Annotated in this window: 19 protein-coding genes; 4 read left to right on the top strand and 15 right to left on the bottom strand. The window is 38.0% G+C overall.

Annotation, left to right across the window (positions count from 1 at the left end):
• Positions 1–105 precede the first annotated feature (105 nt).
• The 8 genes from pgi to uvrC all read right to left on the bottom strand — a co-directional run bounded on the left by pgi (position 106) and on the right by uvrC (position 11591).
• Positions 106–1728 (bottom strand): glucose-6-phosphate isomerase, encoded by a 1623-nt coding sequence (pgi, locus tag RBH95_RS02550; RefSeq protein WP_307901173.1) that lies wholly within the window; start codon positions 1726–1728, stop codon positions 106–108.
• A 2-nt stretch (positions 1729–1730) separates the two neighbouring features.
• Positions 1731–3032 (bottom strand): peptidoglycan DD-metalloendopeptidase family protein, encoded by a 1302-nt coding sequence (locus tag RBH95_RS02545; RefSeq protein WP_307901172.1) that lies wholly within the window; start codon positions 3030–3032, stop codon positions 1731–1733.
• A 15-nt stretch (positions 3033–3047) separates the two neighbouring features.
• Positions 3048–3980: a tryptophan 2,3-dioxygenase family protein gene (locus RBH95_RS02540; protein ID WP_307901171.1), complete on the bottom strand. Its 933-nt coding sequence runs from the start codon at positions 3978–3980 to the stop codon at positions 3048–3050.
• Between the two features lie 6 nt (positions 3981–3986).
• A complete protein-coding gene (locus tag RBH95_RS02535; RefSeq protein WP_307901170.1) occupies positions 3987–4766 on the bottom strand; it encodes a DUF3108 domain-containing protein in 780 nt (259 codons plus the stop codon).
• 146 nt (positions 4767–4912) lie between these two features.
• Positions 4913–6073: a 4-hydroxyphenylpyruvate dioxygenase gene (hppD, locus tag RBH95_RS02530; protein ID WP_307901169.1), complete on the bottom strand. Its 1161-nt coding sequence runs from the start codon at positions 6071–6073 to the stop codon at positions 4913–4915.
• A 13-nt stretch (positions 6074–6086) separates the two neighbouring features.
• On the bottom strand, positions 6087–7247 hold the full coding sequence (locus RBH95_RS02525) for a homogentisate 1,2-dioxygenase (protein WP_307901168.1): 1161 nt from the start codon (positions 7245–7247) through the stop codon (positions 6087–6089).
• A 301-nt stretch (positions 7248–7548) separates the two neighbouring features.
• Positions 7549–9801 (bottom strand): patatin-like phospholipase family protein, encoded by a 2253-nt coding sequence (locus tag RBH95_RS02520; protein WP_307901167.1) that lies wholly within the window; start codon positions 9799–9801, stop codon positions 7549–7551.
• Entirely contained in the window at positions 9798–11591 is a 1794-nt protein-coding gene (gene uvrC, locus RBH95_RS02515; protein WP_307901166.1) for an excinuclease ABC subunit UvrC, read from the bottom strand. The genes RBH95_RS02520 and uvrC overlap by 4 nt, the downstream gene beginning before the upstream one ends.
• 128 nt (positions 11592–11719) lie before the next feature.
• Between uvrC and RBH95_RS02510 the strand changes: the two genes are divergently transcribed.
• The 4 genes from RBH95_RS02510 to RBH95_RS02495 are packed head-to-tail and all read left to right on the top strand — an operon-like array spanning position 11720 to position 14557.
• Entirely contained in the window at positions 11720–12148 is a 429-nt protein-coding gene (locus RBH95_RS02510; RefSeq protein ID WP_307901165.1) for a RimK/LysX family protein, read from the top strand.
• Positions 12145–13017: a 30S ribosomal protein S6--L-glutamate ligase gene (rimK, locus tag RBH95_RS02505; protein WP_307901164.1), complete on the top strand. Its 873-nt coding sequence runs from the start codon at positions 12145–12147 to the stop codon at positions 13015–13017. Before RBH95_RS02510 ends, rimK begins: the two co-directional genes overlap by 4 nt.
• On the top strand, positions 13018–14001 hold the full coding sequence (locus RBH95_RS02500; protein WP_307901163.1) for a succinylglutamate desuccinylase/aspartoacylase family protein: 984 nt from the start codon (positions 13018–13020) through the stop codon (positions 13999–14001). It begins immediately after the preceding gene.
• Positions 13988–14557 carry a 5-formyltetrahydrofolate cyclo-ligase gene (locus RBH95_RS02495; protein ID WP_307901162.1) on the top strand — a complete coding sequence of 190 codons (570 nt, stop codon included), beginning with the start codon at positions 13988–13990 and terminating at the stop codon, positions 14555–14557. The genes RBH95_RS02500 and RBH95_RS02495 overlap by 14 nt, the downstream gene beginning before the upstream one ends.
• On the opposite strand, the gene RBH95_RS02490 is transcribed toward RBH95_RS02495, so the two are convergent.
• The 7 genes from RBH95_RS02490 to RBH95_RS02460 all read right to left on the bottom strand — a co-directional run bounded on the left by RBH95_RS02490 (position 14539) and on the right by RBH95_RS02460 (position 24077).
• On the bottom strand, positions 14539–15213 hold the full coding sequence (locus RBH95_RS02490) for a lipoprotein signal peptidase (protein WP_307901161.1): 675 nt from the start codon (positions 15211–15213) through the stop codon (positions 14539–14541). The two genes, RBH95_RS02495 and RBH95_RS02490, sit on opposite strands and share 19 nt — an antisense overlap.
• 114 nt (positions 15214–15327) lie before the next feature.
• Positions 15328–15711: a TraR/DksA C4-type zinc finger protein gene (locus RBH95_RS02485; protein ID WP_053992681.1), complete on the bottom strand. Its 384-nt coding sequence runs from the start codon at positions 15709–15711 to the stop codon at positions 15328–15330.
• Between the two features lie 4 nt (positions 15712–15715).
• Positions 15716–19120: an isoleucine--tRNA ligase gene (gene ileS / locus RBH95_RS02480; protein WP_307901160.1), complete on the bottom strand. Its 3405-nt coding sequence runs from the start codon at positions 19118–19120 to the stop codon at positions 15716–15718.
• A gap of 93 nt (positions 19121–19213) precedes the next feature.
• A complete protein-coding gene (gene radA, locus RBH95_RS02475; RefSeq protein ID WP_307901159.1) occupies positions 19214–20575 on the bottom strand; it encodes a DNA repair protein RadA in 1362 nt (453 codons plus the stop codon).
• A gap of 110 nt (positions 20576–20685) precedes the next feature.
• Positions 20686–21858, bottom strand: a complete 1173-nt coding sequence (locus tag RBH95_RS02470; RefSeq protein ID WP_307901158.1) for an alpha/beta hydrolase-fold protein — start codon at positions 21856–21858, stop codon at positions 20686–20688.
• Between the two features lie 83 nt (positions 21859–21941).
• Positions 21942–23084 carry an alpha/beta hydrolase gene (locus RBH95_RS02465; RefSeq protein WP_307901157.1) on the bottom strand — a complete coding sequence of 381 codons (1143 nt, stop codon included), beginning with the start codon at positions 23082–23084 and terminating at the stop codon, positions 21942–21944.
• A gap of 39 nt (positions 23085–23123) precedes the next feature.
• Positions 23124–24077: a lysylphosphatidylglycerol synthase transmembrane domain-containing protein gene (locus RBH95_RS02460; RefSeq protein WP_307901156.1), complete on the bottom strand. Its 954-nt coding sequence runs from the start codon at positions 24075–24077 to the stop codon at positions 23124–23126.
• Positions 24078–24080: the final 3 nt, after the last annotated feature.

Genomic DNA, 24080 nt, shown 5'->3' with positions numbered 1-24080 from the left:
CAAATATTACCTCAATGTTAGCAATTAAGCACCTGAAAGTTAATGATTAATCCTAAATTATCAACAATTAAAAAATGAAAGCTAATAAATGTTTTTTAACATTTATTAACCTTGTTTTTTGTAAAACTCTAAAAGATTTTGAGTAGAGGCATCGTGGTTATTACCATTTCCTGAAGCATTGATGTCTTCCAGAATAGTATTTGCCAATTGTTTTCCCAACTCTACACCAAACTGATCATAACTAAAAATATTCCAAACGACCCCTTGTACAAAAATCTTATGCTCATACATAGCAATAAGCTTTCCTAGGCTCTCTGGCGTTAATTTCTCAATTAAGATAGAAGTTGTAGGCTTATTGCCTTCAAAGACCTTAAAAGGCACCAAAGTGTCCGCTGCGCCTTCATCTATAACCTGTTGCTTTGTTTTTCCATTTAACAGGGCTTCAGTTTGCGCCAAAAAGTTGGACATCAATTTATCTTGATGGTCTTTATCTCCATGCAATGCTTGTGCAAAACCAATAAATTCTGCCGGAATCAATTTTGTTCCTTGATGAATTAATTGAAAAAAGGCATGTTGCGAATTAGTTCCTGGCTCTCCCCATATAATAGTTCCTGTTTGATAATTTACAGGGGCTCCACTTCGGTCGATACTCTTTCCGTTACTTTCCATAATCCCTTGCTGCAAATAGGTAGCAAACTGATTTAAGTATTGAGAATAAGGAATTACTGCCTCGGTTTCAACACCGAAGAAGTTATTGTACCATACACTTAACAGTGCAGATATCACAGGAATATTGGTATCGAAACTAGAGGTTCTAAAATGGTCATCCATTTTGTGGGCTCCCAACAATAGTTTATCAAAATTCTCAAAGCCTACAGAAAGACTGATTGACAAACCTACTGCACTCCATAAAGAGAACCGTCCTCCAACCCAATTCCACATTGGGAAAATATTGGTTTCATCAATTCCAAAGGCCTTTACACGCTCAATATTAGTAGATACTGCCACAAAATGCTTGGCAACAGCTTCTTCCGGAGCATTGATTAAGAACCAATTTCTAATGGTATTGGCATTAGACAAAGTTTCTTGTGTTGTAAAGGTTTTTGAAACTATAACAAACAATGTTGTTTCTGGATCCAAGTGCTTGATAACTTCATTGACATGATCGCCATCAACATTGCTTACAAAATGTGTCTTTAAGTGATTTTTATAATAGGTAAGCGAATCCACAACCATAGCCGGCCCCAAATCGGATCCACCAATTCCTATGTTTACGATATCTGTAAAAGGTTTGCCTGTATATCCTTTTAATTCGCCGGAAACAACTTGATTGGTAAAAGCTTTCATCTTTTCCTTTACCTCATAAATCTCGGGCATAACATTTTCTCCATCCACAAACACTTCAGCAGTTTTTGGCGCTCTCAAAGCCGTATGCAAAACCGCCCTACCTTCAGTTTCATTGATGATATCTCCCTCAAAATATTTAGCAATAGCATCCTTAAGATCTACTTCTTCTGCCAATTTTAACAACAAACCAAGAGTTTCTGCAGTTATCCTATTTTTGGAAAAATCTACATAAAAGTCTTCCCATGCAATACTCATACTATCTGCTCTTTGAGAGTCCTGAGCAAACCAATCTTTCACATGCGCATCTTTCACGGTTTCAAAATGCTCTTTCAGCTGCTTCCATGCCTCTGTAGTCGTCGGGTTTATTGCTTTTAATGCCATTTTTATTTTGCTTGAGTAATTAATGTTTCTTCTGCCAACAAATCTTCATCTATTCGGGTTTCATTAAACTGAATTCCATCCAAGCGTTCTCTTATTGGCGTTATAAAATCTAAATATCTTGTTTTTAAACTATCCGAAATAGGTTTGGCCTCTGGCAGTTTTTCCCTTAGAGGGTCTACTTGCCTACCATTCTTCCAGAAGCGGTAGCATACGTGAGGCCCACCAGTATTACCAGTCATACCAACCCAACCAATAATGTCTCCTTGCTTTACAAATTGCCCTTTTTTAACATTTTGGGCTTTCATGTGCAGATACTGTGTTTCGTAAGTAGCATTATGCCTTATCTTCACATATTTTCCATTACCACCACGTCTTGTAGACTCTGTCACGGTTCCATTGGCAGTTGCCATAATAGGCGTCCCAATAGAGGCGGCAAAATCGGTTCCTTTATGAGGCCTAACCTTATACCCATAATAGGCAATGCGGCGTTTTAGATTGTATCTAGATGAAATTCGTCCAAATTTAACTGGCGACTTCAAGAAAGCGCGACGTAAATTTTTAGCCTCCTCATTAAAATAATCAACGATACCCTTAACAGTATCTGTTTTAAATCGGAAGGCGTAAAAAGGTTCGTTGTTATGTTCGAAATACGCAGCTTTAATTTTGTCTACTCCTACATAAATACTATCGTCAATATATTTATCGGTGTAAATCACTTTAAAGCGATCTCCTCGTTGCAGGCGTCTAAAATCTATAGTCCAAGCGTAAATATCGTCCGCCATCATATAGGCTAGTCTCGGACTCAAGCCTTGGGACTCCAAAGTTTCGGAAATGTTGCTGTCTATAATTCCGGTAGCTTCCTTTTCAACATACTTTATAGGTTTCCTATTGGTATATGCATGAATGGAATCTTTAAAATTAATCACCACATATTCTTCTTGGTTAGGCTGATAAATAAAACACTGTGGTAATTCCAGTGAATCTTTAGAACACAATAAGGTATAAGGCTTTCCTACTTGAAGTCTTCTTGCAATATCGAAGCTATCCTTAGCGCTTTCTACAATATTATAAATCATAGGGTACCCAATCTTGTTGCGCTCCATGATAGCCCCAAAGCTATCACCGGATTGAATGGTATCCCGTTTTACGACAAAATCGTTAAGATTGAATCCAAACTCATGAATTTCTGCAGGTTCAACAAAAGTTTGTAACGGCTCAATTTTCTCTTCATTCACCTTTTTATCATCCTTACATGATAAAAATGCCACACACACAAATAGTGCTGTTAATAATCTTGTTTGCATTAAATTATATCATTTTTAAATATTCTCTCCCCAGTTATCCAACTCCTCCTGCGACCATAATTCCGGGAAAAATATACGCCTTTGGTATTTGGGATGCATATATTTCTTCCAATCGCTTCCTCCAGTTGCTTCGCCATCTCCAAGACCACTTTCTATATAATGCCTTGCGGTATTGTAATGTGCCATGACCCATGTAATGTTTACTGTATAGTCATAATGTCTCATAGCTTTTACCAGATTCTCATCCTTTTGTGCCTCCGTAGGCAACTCCTTGAATCTAGTCCAAAGATTTTTGGTATTATACCCCTCCATAAACCTAAGGAACTCCTCTTTGTAGCGCTTTTCAAAATTAACTAAAAGCGTTGATTTTTTCCCAGTTTTGTAATCCTTTCCTGCGGCTTGCCAATACAAATGTTCAAAAGCATGCGTATACGGCGTATTTCTATCTATGGTGGCACGGAACCTATAATCTATCAAATTGATAAGCTCTGTTGAAGCAAATTCTATCATACGATATTGTGCACTTTGGAACCCACTGGCAGGAGTCAATGTATGTCGAAACTTCATGTACTGCTCCACTTCCATACCCTCTCGCATGATATTGAAAGAGGTGGTCAACATATCAAAATATCGACTAACACGCATTACCTTTTCTGCAAAGAAATCGGCTTTTAGCTCCTTACATTCTGCCACCTGCTCAATTTCCCACAAAATCATTTTAAATAACAGCTCATTGATTTGGTGATAAGCTATAAACACCATTTCATCCGGCAATTGCGTGCGCTGAATCTGTAGCCCCAAAAGAGCGTCTGTTTGGATATAATCCCAATAGGTTATAGGCTTACTATAAAGTAGCCCTTTTAAGTGGTCTTCGGTATTTTGATTGATGGATTGGAACTTATCTTCAAGCTCCTCAATTACATTGTCAAATTTATTTGGGTTGGCCATATGTAGTTAATCAAATTGAATTTGGAATGAGTGTTTCAAGCCCCTGAAGGATTCCAGTTCTGCCCGTAACGATCCCACTGCCAAATCTGCTTTTATTTTTAATGGGATTTTGTTGTCATCTGCACTCACCCACAAGGTTAAACTTTCTTGTTCCTTAAATACTCGTCCCGCCATTACATACGGTCTGAATTTAAGTGTCTTTACTTTTCCAAATTCTGTCTCAATGGTTTCCCTTCCCAAAAATTTAAGTTTGAACACGTAGTTTTCTTCATCAAAAAACATGTTCAATTTCACCACATCCCCAACCTTTATTCTTTCCGTATCATAATTATTGCGCAAATAATAAAACGCCGATACCATGTCCTGAACATCATTTTCTGTGGCAAACTCCTGTCTTCTCCCATTTTTATAGTTGTTAACATGAGCCTTATTTTGATCGTGATCAAATCTTATTTCAAGATTCTTGGTATGTCCACCTTCGTCAATCTTTCTAATGAACCTATAGGGTGCCCCTGTCTCTCTGTCGAAATAACTTTCGTAATGGTCATCTACTTTAAAGAACCATCCAATAGCTCCCGTTGTCCACCCCTTACCAACAACATGGTACACCTCTTTACCATCCAGCACTTTTTCATGCACTTCAAGTGTTGCGTTACCGGCCTTTAAAAACCCACTGTAACTCATCTTAAACTTGAACCATTCACCTCCACCAAAAGCTGTTTTGTCCTGAGCAGAAGCAATTTGCGCAAAGAAAAGAAAACTGAGAAAAAAAAGGTTAAATTTCATGTTAAAAGTATATTGCCCTCCTAACTTTTGACAATTTATCAGGCTGTTAAAAAAGTTGACAAACAATTACTGTTCCAAATGTATAAAAAACAAAAAACTCCATAGTTGCCCAGTGGAGTTTTTTGATAATGTTAAATCTTATTTTTTTACAGAGTACCTCTTTTTTCTTGCTCTCTTTCGATGGATTCAAAAAGAGCTTTAAAATTTCCAGCTCCAAATCCGCGAGCTCCCATTCTTTGGATAATTTCAAAAAACAGGGTTGGTCTATCTTCAACCGGCTTGGTAAAAATCTGTAATAGATATCCTTCTTCATCGGCATCGATCATGATTCCCAAACCTTTCAAGGTTTCGATATCCTCACGAAGCTCATGGCTGAACTCTTCCAACCTTCCAGGAACTGCTCTATAATATTCTTCTGGAGGTGTTGACAAGAATTCCACGCCTCTAGAACGCAAATCAGAAACAGTTTTGATAATGTCATCTGTAGCTACCGCAATGTGCTGCACCCCTGAACCTTCATAAAAATCAAGATATTCTTCAATTTGAGAACGTTTTTTTCCTTCGGCAGGTTCGTTGATAGGAAATTTGATACGACCGTTCCCATTACTCATTACCTTACTCATCAAAGCAGAATATTCTGTATGGATTTGCTTATCATCAAACGATAGGAAGTTCACAAAGCCCATCACATCTTCATACCACTTTACCCATGTGTTCATTTCACCCCAACCTACATTTCCTACCATGTGGTCTATGAATTTTAAACCTGTCGGGGTTGGATTGTACTCCGATTCCCATTTTACAAACCCAGGCATGAACTGTCCATTGTAGTTTTTACGTTCTACAAACATATGAACGGTCTCTCCATAGGTATAAATACCTGCTTTCACTACTTCCCCAAATTCGTCTTTCTCAACCGTAGGCTCCATAAAGGACTTGGCACCTCTTTTGGTAGTTTCTTCATAAGCACTTCTAGCATCATCTACCCATAGCGCCACAACTTTCACACCATCTCCATGCTTCACTATATGATCATTAATTGGCGACTTACTATTCAACGGAGTCGTTAACACCAATCTAATTTTATCCTGAAGCAGCACATAGCTCACTTCATCTCTCGAACCTGTTTCCAAACCTTTGTAGGCATAAGATTGAAATCCGAAGGCGGTTTTATAAAAGTGAGCAGCTTGTTTAGCATTTCCTACATACAACTCTACATAATCCGTTCCCAACAAAGGCAAAAAGTCCTCTGCTCCTTCAAATATTTTTTCCAGTCCGTATTCAACCGACTTAATTTCTTTACTCATAATCTTTATTTTTTTAGTGTTCCAACCAAGATTTAAAATAATCTTCGTCTGCTATTTTTAATGCTTCTTCTGTTACTTTTAAAGGCTTAAAGGTATCAACCATTACCGCCAATTCATCTGTTTTTTCCTTTCCGATACTGCGTTCTGTTGCTCCCGGATGCGGTCCATGGGGTATACCCGCTGGATGCAATGAAATATGCCCCGCAGCAATGTCATTTCTACTCATAAAATCACCATCTACATAATACAACACCTCATCGCTATCAATATTACTATGGTTGTATGGCGCAGGAATACTTTCTGGATGATAATCATACAAACGCGGCACAAAACTACACACCACAAAGGCATCAGTCTCGAAAGTTTGGTGTACTGGTGGCGGTTGGTGGATACGTCCGGTTATAGGTTCAAAATCATGGATTGAAAAGGCATACGGATAGCAATAGCCATCATAGCCAACCACATCAAAAGGATGAGAGGCATACACCATATCAAACATATCATCTTGTTTTTTAACCTTGATTAAAAAGTCTCCCGATTCATTATAAGTTTCCAATTCTTCTGGGCGTCTGATATCCCGCTCGCAGAAAGGCGAATGCTCCAACAATTGCCCAAACCAGTTACGGTAACGCTTAGGCGTGTAAATAGGACGGCGCGATTCCACTATGAACAAGCGATTATCTTCGGTGTCAAAATCTATTTTATAGATAGTCCCTCTTGGCACCAACAGATAGTCTCCATATTTAAAGTCAAGATTCCCGAGATGCGTACGTAATTTACCTGTTCCCTTATGGATGAAAATCAATTCATCGGCATCCGTATTTTTATAGAAATATTCTGTTGTAGATTGCTTTGGAGCAGCTAAAATAATACTACAATCGCTATTGGTTAGCACCGTTTTTCTACTTTCCAAATAATCGTTTTCCGGCTTCACTTGAAACCCTCTAAACCGATAGGATTGCATGTTGTTTTCTCTAGCAATTTTTGGAGCGACGCTATATTGATTTTGAATAGCTTTGACCTGAGTTGGTCGTTGTTCGTGATAGGAGTTGGTGGACATCCCATCAAAACCTATAGTCCCAAAAAGCTGCTCGCTGTACAAACTTCCATCTGGCTTTCGGAATTGTATATGACGTTTTGGGGGTATGTTCCCTAGTTTATGATAAAAAGGCATTGTTAATTATTTTAATAGTTGAAAGTAAAATGTAACAAATGGCGCCGCCACTTGCATTGAAGGCACAAAACGCCTACTTACTCAGGATTTCTCTTGATAAGAAAATGAAGATGCGCCAATAAACCTGTCCAAAAATGTGTCACTTAAAATTCTTGTTTAATATTTATCAGGAGCGTTTTGCAACCTTATAGTTTTCTCTTAAAACCATGCGGTGTTCTGCAAATATCGTAAAAATTTTGGAGATTTTTAATAAAATCCAAACACTCCCTCAACACAAGCCATCATGTAGATTTTTCAAACCCTAAAACCAAAAACCCAAGTTAAAAAACCAATAGTCGTTTTTTGTTTCGGGAGACCAAGTGTATTTGGCCTCAATAGGCCCTAAAAACGTTTCGAAAGAATAGCCAACAGCAAAACCAGAATAGTCTGGAGTAGTAAACCATTCACCTGTTTCAAAGATATCATCTTCTATGTTGGCAACATTAGCCGCTAGCAAAAGGTGATTTTTTTTAAAGATCTCATAATCCAATGTAAACGTACTTTTCACAAAACTATTCCCCGGAATTGACATAAAATCATATCCGTAAAAAGAAACAAAATTGTTAATGAAGTTATTGGCATAGCCCCCTAGGGCAAAATCTAAAGAGGCCGTTGAATTATCTCCCATTTTAAAACCTCCCTGTTCAAGAATATTCATGGACAATCTTTTTGTTATCTTAAAAGCATATCCTATATCTGCCTTGGCAATGGTAAAAGGTTCAAAGTTTTCATTAAAACTTGACGCATAAAAATACCAATGTATATCCCCATTAAAATAAAACCCTTTTTTAGGAAAATATCTATGGCTGTAGGCGTCCAACTTAATGTTCCCGTAGAGACTTAAATAATCTGTATTCTCAAACTGATACTCATCATCGGTATTATTGCTAAACTGACTGATCAAAGTTTGGGATGCAATCCTTAAATGTTTATGCTCGGCTCCGGCAATTAAAGCAAAATCCTTCCTAAATAAAGTCTGCACATAAAATTGCGTATTGAAATCCTGCAATTCTACATCCACCTTGTTTACATTGGACACCTCTTCTTCAAAGGCTCTAAAAATCAATTGGGAATTGACATCTCGATGAAACTGGTTAAATCTTGTTTTTAATCCAATACTCCAATAAAACCCCCGGTCTATGAAATAATCAAAATTATAACGAATGTTATCGCCCAACATCACATCAAATGACAACACATCATTATCAAAAAGAACTCGTTTGCGCGTTAAGTTCAGTATGGCCGCACTTTTATAGAGTTCGTCATAATGTAAGCCCAACCGCAAGTAGGTTGTTGTTTTATTTTCATTAATGGTCGCCAACAAATCGTAGCCTTCAACGCCTCTGGATTTTTGAAACCGATACTCAAAACTGTCAAAATTGTTGGTCGCCATCAAATTATTCACACCTCTACTAAATTCCGTATAGCTTACTGTAGAATTACTTTTAAGCTTCAATTTTCCCAGCACATAAGCCCTGGTATACTTTTCGTAACCATCAATTCTAATAGCATTTATCCTAATGCTATCAGGACTTTTCAAATTAGTTTCTGAAGCTATTTTTGTTGTGCCAGATTTCTCAGAAAGCGCAACAATCTCTTCAAGTTTTACTCTTGCGGCCTTTTCGCCATTTTTCACAATTCTTTGTCCTTCACTAAAAGAAATTACAGAGAAATCCTTGATATCCGGTTTTATGTAAATATCTGTTTTCTCAGATTTCCAAACCATGTCATTTATGGTCCTGTAATTATTAATTTGAAGAAGAATATCGGGAGCAGAAGTCAATTCGTCACGCGTAGCCAAATCATCTTGAACATCCACTCCAATAATAAGGTCCATTCCTTTTGCCTTTAATTCTTCGATAGGGTAATTATTGGTTACTCCTCCGTCTATGAGCAATTGATCATCGATTATGACGGGCTGAAACAAGGAAGGGAAAGCGCCACTAGCCGTAATGGCCTGAGCCAAATTGCCCCTTTCCAAATATACTGCTTTCCCGGTTTCCACATTGGTAGCCGTGCAAAAAAACGGAATTGGCAATTGATCAAATTCCCTGACATCACTTACTGGCAAGGTTAGATAGGTCAATAAATTATAGACATTTTGCCCTGTTGAAATAGCCGAAGGTAACTTTAACCTGAATTTATTAAACGGTAAGGTTAAGGCATATTTTTCCGAATTTTCACGCTCATAGAAAGTCTTGGATTCCCTAGGCAGAAAATCTGTAATAACTTCATCAAAATTGACACTGCCAAAAATGGAATCCAATTGCTTCCCCGAATAGCCCGAAGCATATAAAGCCCCAACAATGGCCCCCATACTGGAACCTGCAATATAATCTACTTTTAGTCCAATGCTATCCAGCACCTTTAACACCCCAATATGGGCAAAACCTTTAGCACCACCTCCACTTAACACCAAACCTATCTTCAAGGAATCCCTCACAGGAGCTTCTTGGGCAACCCCAATTCCTGAAAAGCAAAGTATAATGATTATAAATAGTAGATACTGTTTCATTTATTTACATAAAAGGCTTTTATTTTTTGCGCTCTGGAAGGCCCCACCACTGTTGTAAGATCTTCAAGAGAAGCCTGAGAAATTCGCTTAACCGACTTAAAATGCGTCATCAACTCCACAATGGTTTTCTCACCAATGCCAGGAATTGTTTCAAGCTCTGTATTCAGAGCACTTTTACTTCTTCTATTCCTATGGTGTTCTATCCCAAAGCGGTGCGCTTCGTTTCGCAATTGCTGAATAACTTTAAGGGTTTCGCTTTTTTTATCTAAATATAAGGGAATTGGATCTCCTGGATAAAATAATTCTTCCAAACGCTTCGCAATTCCGATGATTGCAATTTTTCCACGTAAACCTAATATTTCCAAACTATTAAGCGCGGAAGACAATTGCCCCTTTCCTCCATCAATAATAATCAATTGCGGAAGCGGTTGCCCTTCATCCAAAAGTCTTTTATAACGTCTGTGAACCACCTCTTCCATAGAAGCAAAATCATCTGGTCCTTCTACCGTTTTTATATTGAAATGGCGATAATCCTTTTTACTCGGTTTCCCATTTTTAAATACTACACAAGCCGCCACTGGATTGGTCCCTTGAATATTGGAGTTATCAAAACATTCTATATGCCTGGGCTCCTCATGCAACCTTAGATCGGACTTCATTTGTGCCATAATACGATTAGCATGCCTATCGGGATCGGTAATTTTCACTTGCTTGAATCGCTCCATACGATAATATTTGGCATTTCGAATGGAAAGATCCAAAATGTGCTTTTTGTCGCCTAGTTTTGGAACCGTCACTTTTAAATTATCTCCAATATCCACTTTAAAAGGCACATAGATTTCTCTTGAATTGGAGTTAAATCGTTGCCGGAGTTCGGTAATTGCCAATTCCAACAATTCCTTATCGGTCTCTTCCAATTTCTTTTTTATTTCCAAAGTATGTGAACGGATAATGGAACCATAGGACAATTGAAGAAAATTAACATAACCATAGCCTTCATCGCTCACTATAGAGAACACATCTACATTACTGATTTTCGGGTTAACAATGGTAGATTTTGCTTGATAGTTTTCCAGCACCTCAATCTTTTCCTTTATTTTCTGGGCTTCTTCAAACTTCATGTCTTGAGCCAAAGACTGCATTTGTTTTTTAAACTGAAAAAGGGAGTCCTTAAAATTTCCCTTCAAAATTTCCTTGATCGAGGCAATGTTGGCATGGTATTCTGCTTCCGTCTCATATCCTTCACAAGGTCCGTTACAATTTCCCAGATGATATTCTAAACAAACTTTATACTTGTCGGCGTCTATTTTTTCTTCAGCCAAGTCATAATTACAGGTCCTCAACTGAAACAGTCCCCTAATCAACTCCAATAAGGTAGATACTGTTTTCATACTGGTGTAAGGACCAAAATATTCCGATCCATCCTTGATTACCCTTCTTGTAGAAAACACTCTTGGAAAGCGCTCCTTTTTGATACAAATCCACGGATAGGATTTATCATCCTTGAGCATCACATTATATTTGGGCTGATATTTCTTAATTAGATTATTCTCTAAAAGCAGTGCATCAGTCTCTGTATCGACCACAATATGTTTGATACTGGCAATTTTTTTTACCAACACCCTGGTCTTCCCATAATCGTGCTGTTTTGTAAAATAAGAACTGACTCTTTTTTTAAGATTCTTTGCTTTTCCTACGTATAAAATCTTACCCTCAGCATCATAATATTGGTAGACTCCCGGCTGATTAGGCAATGTTTGCAACTGAATTTCAAGTGAAGTTTTACTCATCACCCCAAAGGTAACCATTTTAATGTTTTGCTATCGAGGCCGTAAATGTTAAATGCCTTAAAAATTATATTGACAAACCTAATTTTGAAATTAGTAATTCACTAACTTGGTACCTTTTAATTTCAGCAATGAAAACACAAACCATTGGCCGCACAGATAAAATTGATTTTCCTGAACTACAGCTGTTTGAAGTAGATGTCAAGATAGATACTGGCGCCTATACTTCTGCTATCCATTGCTCAAAAATCATCGAAAAAAACAATAGCCTTATCTGTACCTTTCACAGTGAGGGGCATCCAAACTTTAGTGGTGTCGAGGTTACTTTCTCCTCGTTTTCAAGAACTAATGTAAAAAGCAGTAACGGCTTTAAGGAAAACAGGTTCAAAATAAAAACCGATGTCATAATTTTTGGTAAAACCTATAAGATTAACTTAACTTTAAGCACCAGAGACGATATGAAATTCCCTGTTCTTATTGGCAGACAGTTTTTAAGCAAAAAATTTCTCGTTGATGTAGATCAGAAAAACATATCTTTTAACGCAAGCAAACGCGCATGAACATAGTAATTCTATCTAGAAACTCTTATTTATACTCTACCCAACGACTCATTGAAGAAGGGCGAAAACGAGGGCATCATGTTGAAGTGATCGACCCTTTGAAATGTGACATTATTATTGAAAAGGAAAAGCCTACCATCTTTTATAAAGATCGATATCTGGACTATGTAGATGCTATTATTCCTAGAGTTGGAGCTTCCATAACTTTTTACGGTTGCGCCGTAGTGCGCCAATTTGAGATGATGAACGTTTTCACCATTGTCACCTCAGACGCCATCCAACGCTCAAGAGATAAACTGCGCAGTTTACAGCGCCTTAGCAAAGCTGGAATTGGAATGCCTAAAACGGTATTTACAAACTATTCCAGAGATGTAGAGGAAGTTATTGATCATGTGGGAGGTACTCCCGTAATCATAAAATTACTTGAAGGCACCCAAGGTCTTGGTGTTGTTTTGGCCGAAACAAAAAATGCTGCCGAATCTGTATTGGAAGCGTTTAATGGTTTACAGGCCAGGGTAATTGTACAAGAGTTTATAAAAGAAGCAAAAGGAGCAGATATTAGAGCTTTGGTTGTAGACGGACAAGTGGTTGGCGCAATGAAACGTCAAGGCAAAGAAGGGGAATTCCGCTCCAACTTACACCGAGGAGGTACAGCTAAAATTATTAAACTTAATGAAGCTGAACTTAAGTTGGCTATGCAGGCCTCAAAAGCATTAAAGCTACCTGTTTGCGGTGTTGATATGCTACAGTCTGCCAGAGGCCCACTACTACTGGAAGTAAACTCCACTCCCGGCCTTGAAGGTATCGAAGAAGCTACGGGTAAAAATATTGCTAGAGCCATAATAACTTACATTGAAAGGAACCGATAAATGATCTACACCCAAAAACCAATCATATCCATACTTGGCAAAGATATTAAAGCGGGTGAGCGTTGTGAATTGAATTTTGGGGTAGCTAACCTACACACTACGTCAAGCATCGATGTACCCGTTATAATAGAACGCTCCAAAAAACCAGGGCCTGTAGTTCTTTTTACAGCCGGTATTCATGGTGATGAAGTAAATGGTGTTGAAATTATTAGACAGATTATTGCCAAAGGCATCAACAAGCCTAAATGTGGCACTATTATATGCATTCCTATTATCAATGTATTTGGATTTATAACCCTAAAAAGGGAATTTCCGGATGGCAGAGATTTAAACCGTGTTTTTCCCGGAACGAAAAAAGGTTCTTTGGCAAGCCGAGTAGCTCATAAATTGGTAAGCGAAGTAATTCCGGATGTGGATATCGTTATGGATTTTCATACTGGAGGCTCAGGGAGATTCAATGCTCCCCAAATACGGATTACCAAAAACAATCCAACTCTGGACGAATTGGCCAATGTATTTGGTGCTCCTTTTATTTTATATTCCAAAAACATCAAGAAATCATTTCGGAATACCTGCAGCAAACAGGGCAAACCAATCTTGTTGTTTGAAGGCGGTAAATCCACCCACATTGATGTTAACATAACAAATACTGGAGTAAACGGGGTAAAGCGGGTTTTACATCACTTAGGCATGCTTTCAACAAAATACAAAGTATCCAAACCAAAAGTAGAAACGGTTACCATTTTAGACAGCAGCTGGCAAAGAGCCAACTATTCAGGAATGTTCAAACCTACGGCAACTTTAAATTCCAAAGTAACCAAAGGTGATATTATTGGTAATATAACGGACCCCTACGGCAAATTCAACCATTTTGTAAAAGCTATTTATTCAGGGTATATTATTAATGTCAATGAATTGCCTATTGTTTATCAAGGAGACGCCCTATTCCATATTAGCACAAAACTAAAACATGACGAAATCTGAATTGAGGTCCCTTTATAAATCCAAACGAGCTGCCCTTTCCGAAGATGAGGTAGACCAATTAAGCATCGATATTGCCAATCAACTTTTAAGAATGGATATTTGGAATCACTCCTTCTACCACCTATTCTTAAGTATTGCTTCGAAAAAAGAAATCCAAACCGATTTTATCCTTAATATTCTTTCAGGAAAAGACAAAAATATCGTCATTTCAAAAAGCGACTTCAAATCGGGTACCATGACCAATTTCTTATTGACCGACAATACCGTCATTAAAGTTAATGCTTACGGTATTCCTGAACCTGAGGATGGGATAGAAATAGCCAACGATAAATTGAATGTGATTTTTATTCCTCTTTTGGCATTCGACGAAAAAGGACAAAGAATTGGTTATGGCAAAGGTTTCTACGATAGATTTCTGGTTAACTGCAACCCCAGCGCTATAAAAATTGGCCTATCCTTTTTTGAAGCAGAATCTCAATTTGAAGACATGCACGAAGCGGATATACCTCTCGACTACTGCGTTACACCCAAAAATATCTATACATTCTCTAACTGAGTATTTTCATTTTCATTGACAACTTCCACTTGATCTGAAGGTTTTGGAAATGCTTTTCTATTAAACACAATCAGGATACCAATTCCTGTACTTATGGCCATATCAGCAATATTAAATACGGGCTCAAAAAAGGAAAAGCTTTTTCCTCCTAAAACAGGCAACCATTCTGGATAAATACCACTATAAATTGGAAAATGTAACATATCCACCACGTTGCCATAAAACACCCCTGCATAACCTCCTTCTTCAGGCAAGAAAGTAGCAACCCTATTGATGCTATCACTAAACAAAACCCCGTAAAAAACAGAATCGATAATATTACCCAAGGCTCCCGCAAAAATCAAAGCTACAGCCCAAATCAAAGTTCTGGAAGCCCTCTTTTTTATGGAAGACACCATCCAATAACCGATACCAAAAACAGCCACAATTCTGAACAGGGTCAAACTCAACTTAGCAGTTTCATCTGAAATAAAGGAGACAAAATCACTGATTTTAGTGCCCCAAGCCATCCCATCATTTTCAACAAATGCAATATGGAACCACTCAAACACTTCTATTCGATCCCTAAGTTCAAAATGGGTTTTAATGTATACTTTGCTGATTTGGTCAACCAACAAAATCAAAAGAATTAACAGAAATGCTTTTTTTATTGACATGGTTTAATATTGGTGAAACACAAAAATAGGATTTATAAATTGAGAACTTACTGAGAACACTAAAAAACAAACGCCCTGTAAATACAGGGCGCTGTTTTTATATTATAAGTTCAATTATTGCTGCATATTTTTTGCCTCAATACTCAATGTAGCGTGCGGCACTAACTTTAGGCGCTCCTTACTGATTAATTTACCCGTTACACGACAAATACCATAGGTTTTATTTTCTACTCTAATAAGGGCATTTTTCAAGTCTCGAATAAACTTTTCCTGTCTAATTGCCAATTGTGAGTTAGCTTCCTTACTCATGGTTTCACTACCTTCTTCAAAAGCTTTGAACGTTGGAGAGGTATCATCTGTTCCATTATTGAGGTCGTTCATGTAAGCACTTTTTAAAAGCCCCAAATCATGTTCAGCCTTTTCAATTTTATCTAGAATCAACACTTTAAACTCTGCCAAATCCTTATCGGAATACCTGTTGTTAGTTTCTACTGCCATAATCTTATAATTTTTCAATAAACAGTTTGGTATTTACATCATCAAAGGCAATCTCAATTCCATTGTTTACAATGTCCAAAATCTCCAATTGATCTGTTAACGTTTCTGTTTTTATATAATCAATATTTTGTTTTACCGCATTACTAATCTGTTCATCGTTTTGTAAGTGGACTGCAATCCTGTCGGTAAGTTCAAACCCTGAATCTTTTCTAAGGTTTTGTATTCTGTTTACCAACTCTCTGGCGATACCCTCTTTTTTAAGTTCATCATTGATTGTAACATCCAAAGCTACCGTTAAAGCCCCTTCGTTTGCTACAAGCCAACCTTCGATGTCTTGTGAGGTAATTTCCACATCAGAACGTTCTAATGTAATACTTTTTCCATTAATTTCAACATCCATTTCCCCGCTTTGCTCCATTTTTTTTATGTCTTCAGATGTAAATCCGCTGATAATCTGAGCGATGGATTTCATATCTTTTCCAAAACGAGGACCTAAAACCTTGAAATTTGGCTTAATCTGCTTCACCAAAATCTCAGAAGCATCTTCCAAAACCTCAATTTCCTTAACGTTTACTTCTGAAGCAATCAAATCTGCAACCGCCAAAATCTCAGCTTTTTGTTGTTCACTGTTCACAGGAACCATGATTTTTTGCAACGGCTGACGCACTTTTATCTTTTCCTTGGCACGTAAGGACAAGACCAACGATGAAATGGTTTGGGCGCTTTCCATTTTACGCTCCAATTCTTTATCAATAAAAGCAGGATCGCTTACAGGGAACTCGGCCAAATGTACACTTTCAAAGTTTTCTTTTTGTGTCACCTTTGTTAAATCCTGGTAAATTTTATCCATGTAGAATGGCGCAATCGGCGCTCCAAGTTTCGCCAAGGTTACCATACAGGTGTACAAGGTTTGGTAAGCTGAAATCTTATCGGATTGGTAATCCCCCTTCCAGAAACGTCTTCTACTTAAACGCACATACCAGTTACTCAAGTAATCCTGTGTGAAGTCTGAAATTGCTCTAGCCGCTTTTGTAGGTTCGTATTCGGCATAGTACTCATCAACTTTTTGAATCAATGTGTGTAATTCAGATAAAATCCAACGATCAATCTCCGGTCTTTCTTCCAAAGGAATATCCGCCTCACTATAGGTGAAGTTGTCCAAATTGGTATATAAAGTAAAGAAAGAATAGGTATTGTATAGGGTACCGAAGAATTTACGCTTTACCTCTTCTACACCTTCAAGGTCAAATTTTAAGTTATCCCAAGGATTCGCATTGGAAATCATGTACCAACGTGTCGCATCGGCTCCATAATTGGACAAGGTTTCAAATGGATCTACGGCATTCCCCAAGCGCTTGGACATTTTTTGTCCGTTTTTATCCAACACAAGTCCGTTGGACACCACATTCTTATAAGCCACCGAATCAAACACCATCGTTGCAATGGCATGAAGGGTATAGAACCATCCACGCGTTTGGTCTACACCTTCTGCAATAAAATCGGCAGGGAAAGAGGTATGTGCATCAATTTTCTCTTTATTTTCAAAAGGATAGTGCCACTGTGCATAAGGCATCGACCCAGAATCAAACCAAACATCTATCAAGTCACTTTCACGCTTCATTGGCTTTCCTGAAGCCGACACCAAAGTGATTTGGTCCACAATGTTTTTATGTAAATCTAATTTTGCATAGTTAGCATCATCGTTGTTACCTACTTCAAAATCCTTGAAAATATCTTCCGCCAAAACGCCTGCGTCAATAGCACGTTGCATTTCTGCTTTTAATTCTTCTACGGAACCAATACAGATTTCTTCCTTGCCATCTTCAGTTCTCCAAATTGGCAATGGAATTCCCCAATAACGAGAACGTGACAGGTTCCAATCATTGGCATTTGCCAACCAATTTCCGAAACGTCCTGTTCCTGTAGCTTTAGGTTTCCAGTTAATGGTTTCGTTCAATTCAAACATACGTTCCTTCACATCGGTCACCTTGATAAACCAAGAATCCAAAGGATAATACAAGATTGGTTTATCGGTTCTCCAACAGTTAGGGTAGCTGTGTTTGTATTTCTCAACCTTAAAGGCTTTATTCTCTTCTTTCAAACGGATGGCGATCTCAACATCTACAGAGCGCTCAGGAGCTTCACCATCGGCATAATATTCGTTCTTCACATATTTCCCTGCATGCTCTCCCATTTCTGGTCTGAACTTCCCTTGTAAGTCTACCAAAGGCACCAAATTCCCTTGATCGTCCATCACCAACATTGGTGGCACTTCTGGAGTCGCTTGTTTTGCTACCAGGGCATCATCGGCACCAAAAGTTGGCGCGGTGTGAACAATTCCAGTACCATCTTCCGTGGTCACGAAATCTCCAGAAATCACCCTAAAGGCATTCTCAGGATTGTTATGTGGCAACGCGTAAGGCAATAATTGCTCATAGGTAATCCCTACTAAATCTGCTCCTTTGAATTCCTTAATCACACGATAAGGAATCTTTTTATTTTCTTTTGAATAATTATCAATATCAGCTTGTGACTCCGCTAAAGCATACTTTCCAGAAAACTGTTTTCCAACCAATGGTTTTCCAACCACCACTTTAATTGGCTCAAAAGTGTATTGATTAAACGTTTCAATCAACACATAGTCAATTTTTGGCCCAACGGTTAAAGCTGTGTTACTTGGCAAAGTCCAAGGAGTGGTCGTCCAAGCCAAAAAATGAATATCTCCTTCGTTTTGCAAAAACTCTGGCAAAGTTTCTTGTTTCGCCTTGAATTGTGCAACTACCGTCGTATCGGTAACATCTTGATAAGTCCCCGGCTGGTTTAGCTCATGAGAACTCAAACCAGTTCCTGCCTTAGGCGAATATGGCTGAATAGTATAGCCTTTATATAATAAATTCTTATTGTAAATTTCTTTCAACAACCACCATACACTTTCCATGTATTTTGGCTCGTAGGTGATGTAGGGGTCATCCATATCTACCCAATACCCCATTTTTTCGGTAAGATCGTTCCACACATCCGTATAGCGCATTACCGCTTTACGACAAGCGGCATTATAATCTTCTACCGAAATAGTTTTTCCAATATCTTCTTTGGTAATTCCTAATTCCTTTTCAACACCCAGTTCAATAGGAAGTCCATGAGTATCCCATCCAGCCTTTCTTTTTACCTGAAACCCTTTCATGGTTTTGTAGCGAGGAAAGATATCCTTGATAGCACGTGCCAATACGTGGTGCACTCCAGGAAGACCATTTGCCGACGGAGGCCCTTCAAAAAACACAAAAGGCTTTGCGTTATCTCGAGACGTGACACTTTTTTCAAAAATGGAATGTTCTTTCCAATAGGCCAACATTTCATCGGCTACTTTAGGTAAGTCAAGACCTTTGTATTCAGGGAATTTCGTACTCATATTGTCATTAATTCTTTTGGACCTGCGAAATTAATGATTTTTAGAGAAATAGTGGTGTAAATTGGAGGAAAATGGTCACTTAACACACAGGTCTTATACAATAAAGCCTACCAAGTCTTCAATTTTAGAAATCATTTGAATTTTAATAGTTGTTTTTTTGAGTGATATTTTATTGTATTTGGACACAAAAATGGTTGAAAACCCTAGTTTCTCAGCTTCTAAAATACGCTGTTCAACTCGCTGAACCGGTCTGATTTCACCAGAGAGACCAACCTCGGCAGCAAAACAATAATCTTTTGGTAAAGCTTCATCTTCATTTGATGACAGGATAGCCGCCACGACCCCAAGGTCGATTGCGGGATCGTCAACGGTAATTCCTCCCGTGATATTTAAGAATACGTCTTTGGCTCCCAACCTAAAACCGGCACGTTTTTCCAACACTGCCAACAACATGTTGAGACGTTTGGCATTAAACCCCGTGGCACTACGCTGCGGTGTTCCATAAACCGCCGTACTCACCAAAGCCTGAACTTCGATCATCAAAGGACGCATCCCTTCCAAAGTGGCTGCCACGGCATTCCCAGAGAGTTCATCATCTTTTCTAGAAATAAGAATTTCCGATGGATTACTAACCTCCCTTAAACCTGCTCCCTGCATTTCATAAATCCCCAATTCGTTAGTGGATCCAAAACGGTTTTTATTGGCTCGCAAAATTCTAAACACATGGTTTCGGTCTCCCTCAAACTGCAACACCGTATCCACCATATGCTCTAAAATTTTAGGCCCAGCAATGTGTCCATCTTTGGTAATGTGACCAACAAGAATTACCGGGGTTGCCGTTTCTTTGGCGAATTTGATAAGTTCAGTAGTACATTCCTTAATTTGGGAAATACTACCCGCAGAGGATTCAATATAATCACTATGCAGTGTTTGAATAGAATCCACCACCACCACATCCGGTTGCAAATCTTCAATCTGCTTAAAGATATTTTGGGTTTTGGTTTCCGTTAAAATATAACAATTACTAGCGACTGGATTGATGCGTTCGGCACGCATTTTTATCTGCTTTTGACTTTCCTCACCAGATACATAAAGTGTTTTATAAGGCAATCGCAAAGCCATTTGTAGTAACAATGTACTTTTTCCAATTCCAGGCTCCCCTCCCAAAAGTGTTAAAGACCCTGGCACTAAACCACCTCCCAGTACTCTATTAAATTCTTTATCCACAACATCTATCCGAGCATCTTGAGAAGCATCAATTTCATTTATGAGCAAAGGTTTTGCCACACGTTTAACAGAAGTTGAATCCGGTGTTTTCCATCCACTCTTTTCTGGAGTTTGCAACACTTCTTCTGCAATGGTGTTCCACTCTTTGCAAGCTGTACACTGCCCTTGCCACTTGGAATATTGCGTTCCACAATTTTGACAATAGAATGTTGTTTTTACTTTGGCCATATTCTAAAATTTAGGCTAAAATAAGGAATAATTAACTCAAAAAAATAGTCCCCAACACATTAGCATTGGGGACTGCAGAATAATTGACTGATTGGTATTTCTTTATTTGTTTAGTTGTCTGCTTCTTCTTCGACTTCTTCAGCAGCAAACTTTAAATCTTCTACTTTCGACAAAATAAAATCTTTATCTATATGAGCCATTTCATTTAGCTCCAAAGCACTTTCATATAATTTAACCGCCTTTTTAGTTTTCCCTATTTTTTCAGCATATAGTGCCAAATAATAAGTTCCTAAAGAAGAGTTTGGATCCTGCTTATTTGCCAACTTCCCAATTTTTTCTAAAGACTCGATGTCTTTACGCTCTTCGGCCACCTGTACAATTTTCTCAAATTCCTCTTCACTAATTGGCTTATAGATTCCAAAAAGATCTTCAATTCTCTCGTATCTATCTACAATATATCGATCCAAGGTTCCTTCGTAAGGGAACACTTTCTCTTTGAGTTCCTTTTCATCCAATGGCTTGTAAAGCTCAAAAATTTTATCCAAAGCTTTTGAAATACCCCCCGTAACCAACATGTAGTGCGTATCGCCTTTGAACTCATCAAAATAATAGGTAAGCGAATTGTTCTTAGCCCCTTTTAAATTAGCATCAACCTCACGAATATTGCCTTTTAAGGAAGATAAATCATGATCGCTTGTTACCATGTAATAGAAAATATCCTCATCAATCCACTTTAATCGAGACACGACATTTTCTTTCATTTCACCTTTAAAGTCTGGGCTTAAATTCACATAAGCATGAAACATTGGATCTGCACTTAACAGAAAAGAATTAATAAAGTTACCCATTACATTATGCCCAACTGCCACTCTAAATTTACTGGTATTAAACTTGCCATCTATGTATGGCAGCAATTCCTCGGAAACAAATCTATAGAAGCGCTCCCCAGATTCTATTGGCATACCAGTTACTTCATCGTAATAACTGTCATAGAACCTTTGCTTTCCCTGCTCAATCCCTACAATAATGGATTTTGGCATTTCATCGAAATACGTTTGAAAAGCAACCTGACCAGCAACCGCCTCAAAAAGATAATCGCCATCAAACACCACAATTACAGGGTGCTTTAACGGCGAACTTGGATCATAGCCTGCTGGCAATTTAATTTTTATTTCTCGAGTAGTATTTAGTTTTCTGGACTGAAACTTTTCTCGTGTAACCTGGGCAAAACTAACACTAAAGGCAAGTAGTGCTAAGACAAAAAGTAGATTTCTATTCATCATTTAGTAGGTTTAGTTTAGAATAGTAAACATACCAAAAATAAGTTAACCTGCTAAAAAAAATCGACGAAATGCAACTATTTGTATTAATTTTGGTCTTTAATACTGTAAACCTTTTCCAATAACATATCCTTGTCAATGTACTCAGACTCATTTAACATCAGGCCTGATTGGTAGTATTGCAGGGCCTTCTTTAAGTTACCTTCTTCTTCATAATACATGCCTTGATAATAAGCACTTATCATGGAATCCGGATATTCTTTTTTGGCCAATTTAGAGACATTTTTCAAAGATTCCATATCTCCTTTTTTCTTAGAGGCTGCCGAAATAGCCTTTAAATCTATTTCCACAACCTTTTTCTCAAAACCATAAAACAATTCAATATCCTCGTATTTTTTCATTAAATACTCGTAAGGAGACCCTTCATAAGTAAGTACCTTTTCGGAATATTCCTTTTTATTGATTGGCTTGTATAAGGAAAATATCTGATTCATGGCCTTTGGTATGGCAAGCCCTACCAATGAATAGTGATTGGCATCATCAAAATTATCAAACCTGTAATGCAATTTTGGATTTTCAATAGCACTTATCGTTCTATCAAGATTGACAATACTCTCGTTTAAGTTGCCCAAATCATTCTCGGCAGTCGCCAAATAAAAGAAGGTGTCAATAGGAATGTTATTCAAACGCTGCTCCAAACGATTAGCCATTTCCGGAGCCAAATCAGGGCTAAATTCCACAAAGGCTCTAAAAATCGGGAATTCCTTAAACACATAATAGTTCATAAAATTAGCGCTTAAGTTATGTCCTACCCCAATTCTGAATTTTGACGCTTTAAACTTACTCTCAATATACGGGATCAACTCTACCCCAACAAACTCAAAAAAACGTGCTCCTTCATGAGCAGGAAAGTAGGTTTCATCATCGTAAAAGAAGTCTATCTCCCTACTTGACGCTTGGTTAATCCCTACTACAATACACTTTGGCATTTCTCCCCAATAAGACTGGTAATTAACATTACCAATTACTGGTTCAAAAAGATAATCCCCATCAAATACAATGATAAGTGGATACTCTGTTTTGTCTTCAGGGTTGTAATTGGAAGGCAACTGAATTTTTAATTCCCTAGTCTCCCCTAAAATGGATGACTCCATCGTTTCGAACAGCACTTGGGAATGCAAAACCTGAAAGCCCAAAACAAATACCAAAAGCGTGAAAAACTTATGCATAATTTTTCTTCGTTTATATTGTTACGGCAATTTATAAAATTATTTGGTTCTATTATAGATTGGAAGGCAAATTAAAGACATTCCTCCCAAAAGTGTAAGCATTAAGGTTTGTGTGGACCACATAATCCACCCAAATGCCCTACTGGAGTCTTCTGGCAGCGCAAACAGCATGAAAGCCAAAACCACCGCTTCTGGATACGAACCAATCCCCCCATTTGTAGCTGCAATACTAAATGTTGCCGAAATAAATCCTACCAAAATAGCCGCTAAAGGGATGGGCTGTAAATCTTCTATACCCAAAGACGTGACATAAAACATCAACAAGTACATAATCCAAATAAAAAAGGTATGACCAATGAAGGCCCATTTCTTCTTCATTTTTACAATACTCAACACCCCTTCCATCAGTCCTATTACAAATGCCCTTACCTTAATTGCAAACTGGGATTTCCCGTTTTTAAAGTAGATAATCATCCCTGAGGCTAATACAACTAGTAAACCTGCAGCAGAAAGCACCTTAAAGGTATCAAATTTATTTATGAAGAAATTATAAATGAATTCAAACTCCAAAAACAAAGTCACTAGAATAATGAGAAGCAACACCACAAGATCGGCCACTCGCTCTGAGACTATAGTTCCAAACCCCTTTTCAAAAGGCACGCTTTCATAATTGGTAAGTACCGTAGCCCTTGTTACTTCGCCTGCCCTTGGAATGGTAAAATTCACCAAGTAACCCGCAAAGACAGCCATCAATCGATTAGGCATTTTGGGGTGGTACCCCAATGGTTCCAGCAAAAACTTCCAACGATAGGCCCTTGACAAGTGGCTAAAAAACCCAAAAATAATTCCTAAGGCAATCCAAAAATAGTTTGCCTTTTTAAAATGTGAGATTAGTTCCCCTATTGAAATTTTGGACAGCGAATACCATACTAAAACAACACCCAACAATAATGGCAGTGCTAATTTAAGGATGGTTTTAAGCTTCGAATTCAATCT

The organism is Mangrovimonas sp. YM274 (genome assembly GCF_030908385.1).
Taxonomy (GTDB): Bacteria; Bacteroidota; Bacteroidia; order Flavobacteriales; family Flavobacteriaceae; genus Mangrovimonas_A.
The sequence above is the reverse complement of the archived record's forward strand: the minus strand, read 5'-3'. Positions and strand labels throughout refer to the sequence as shown.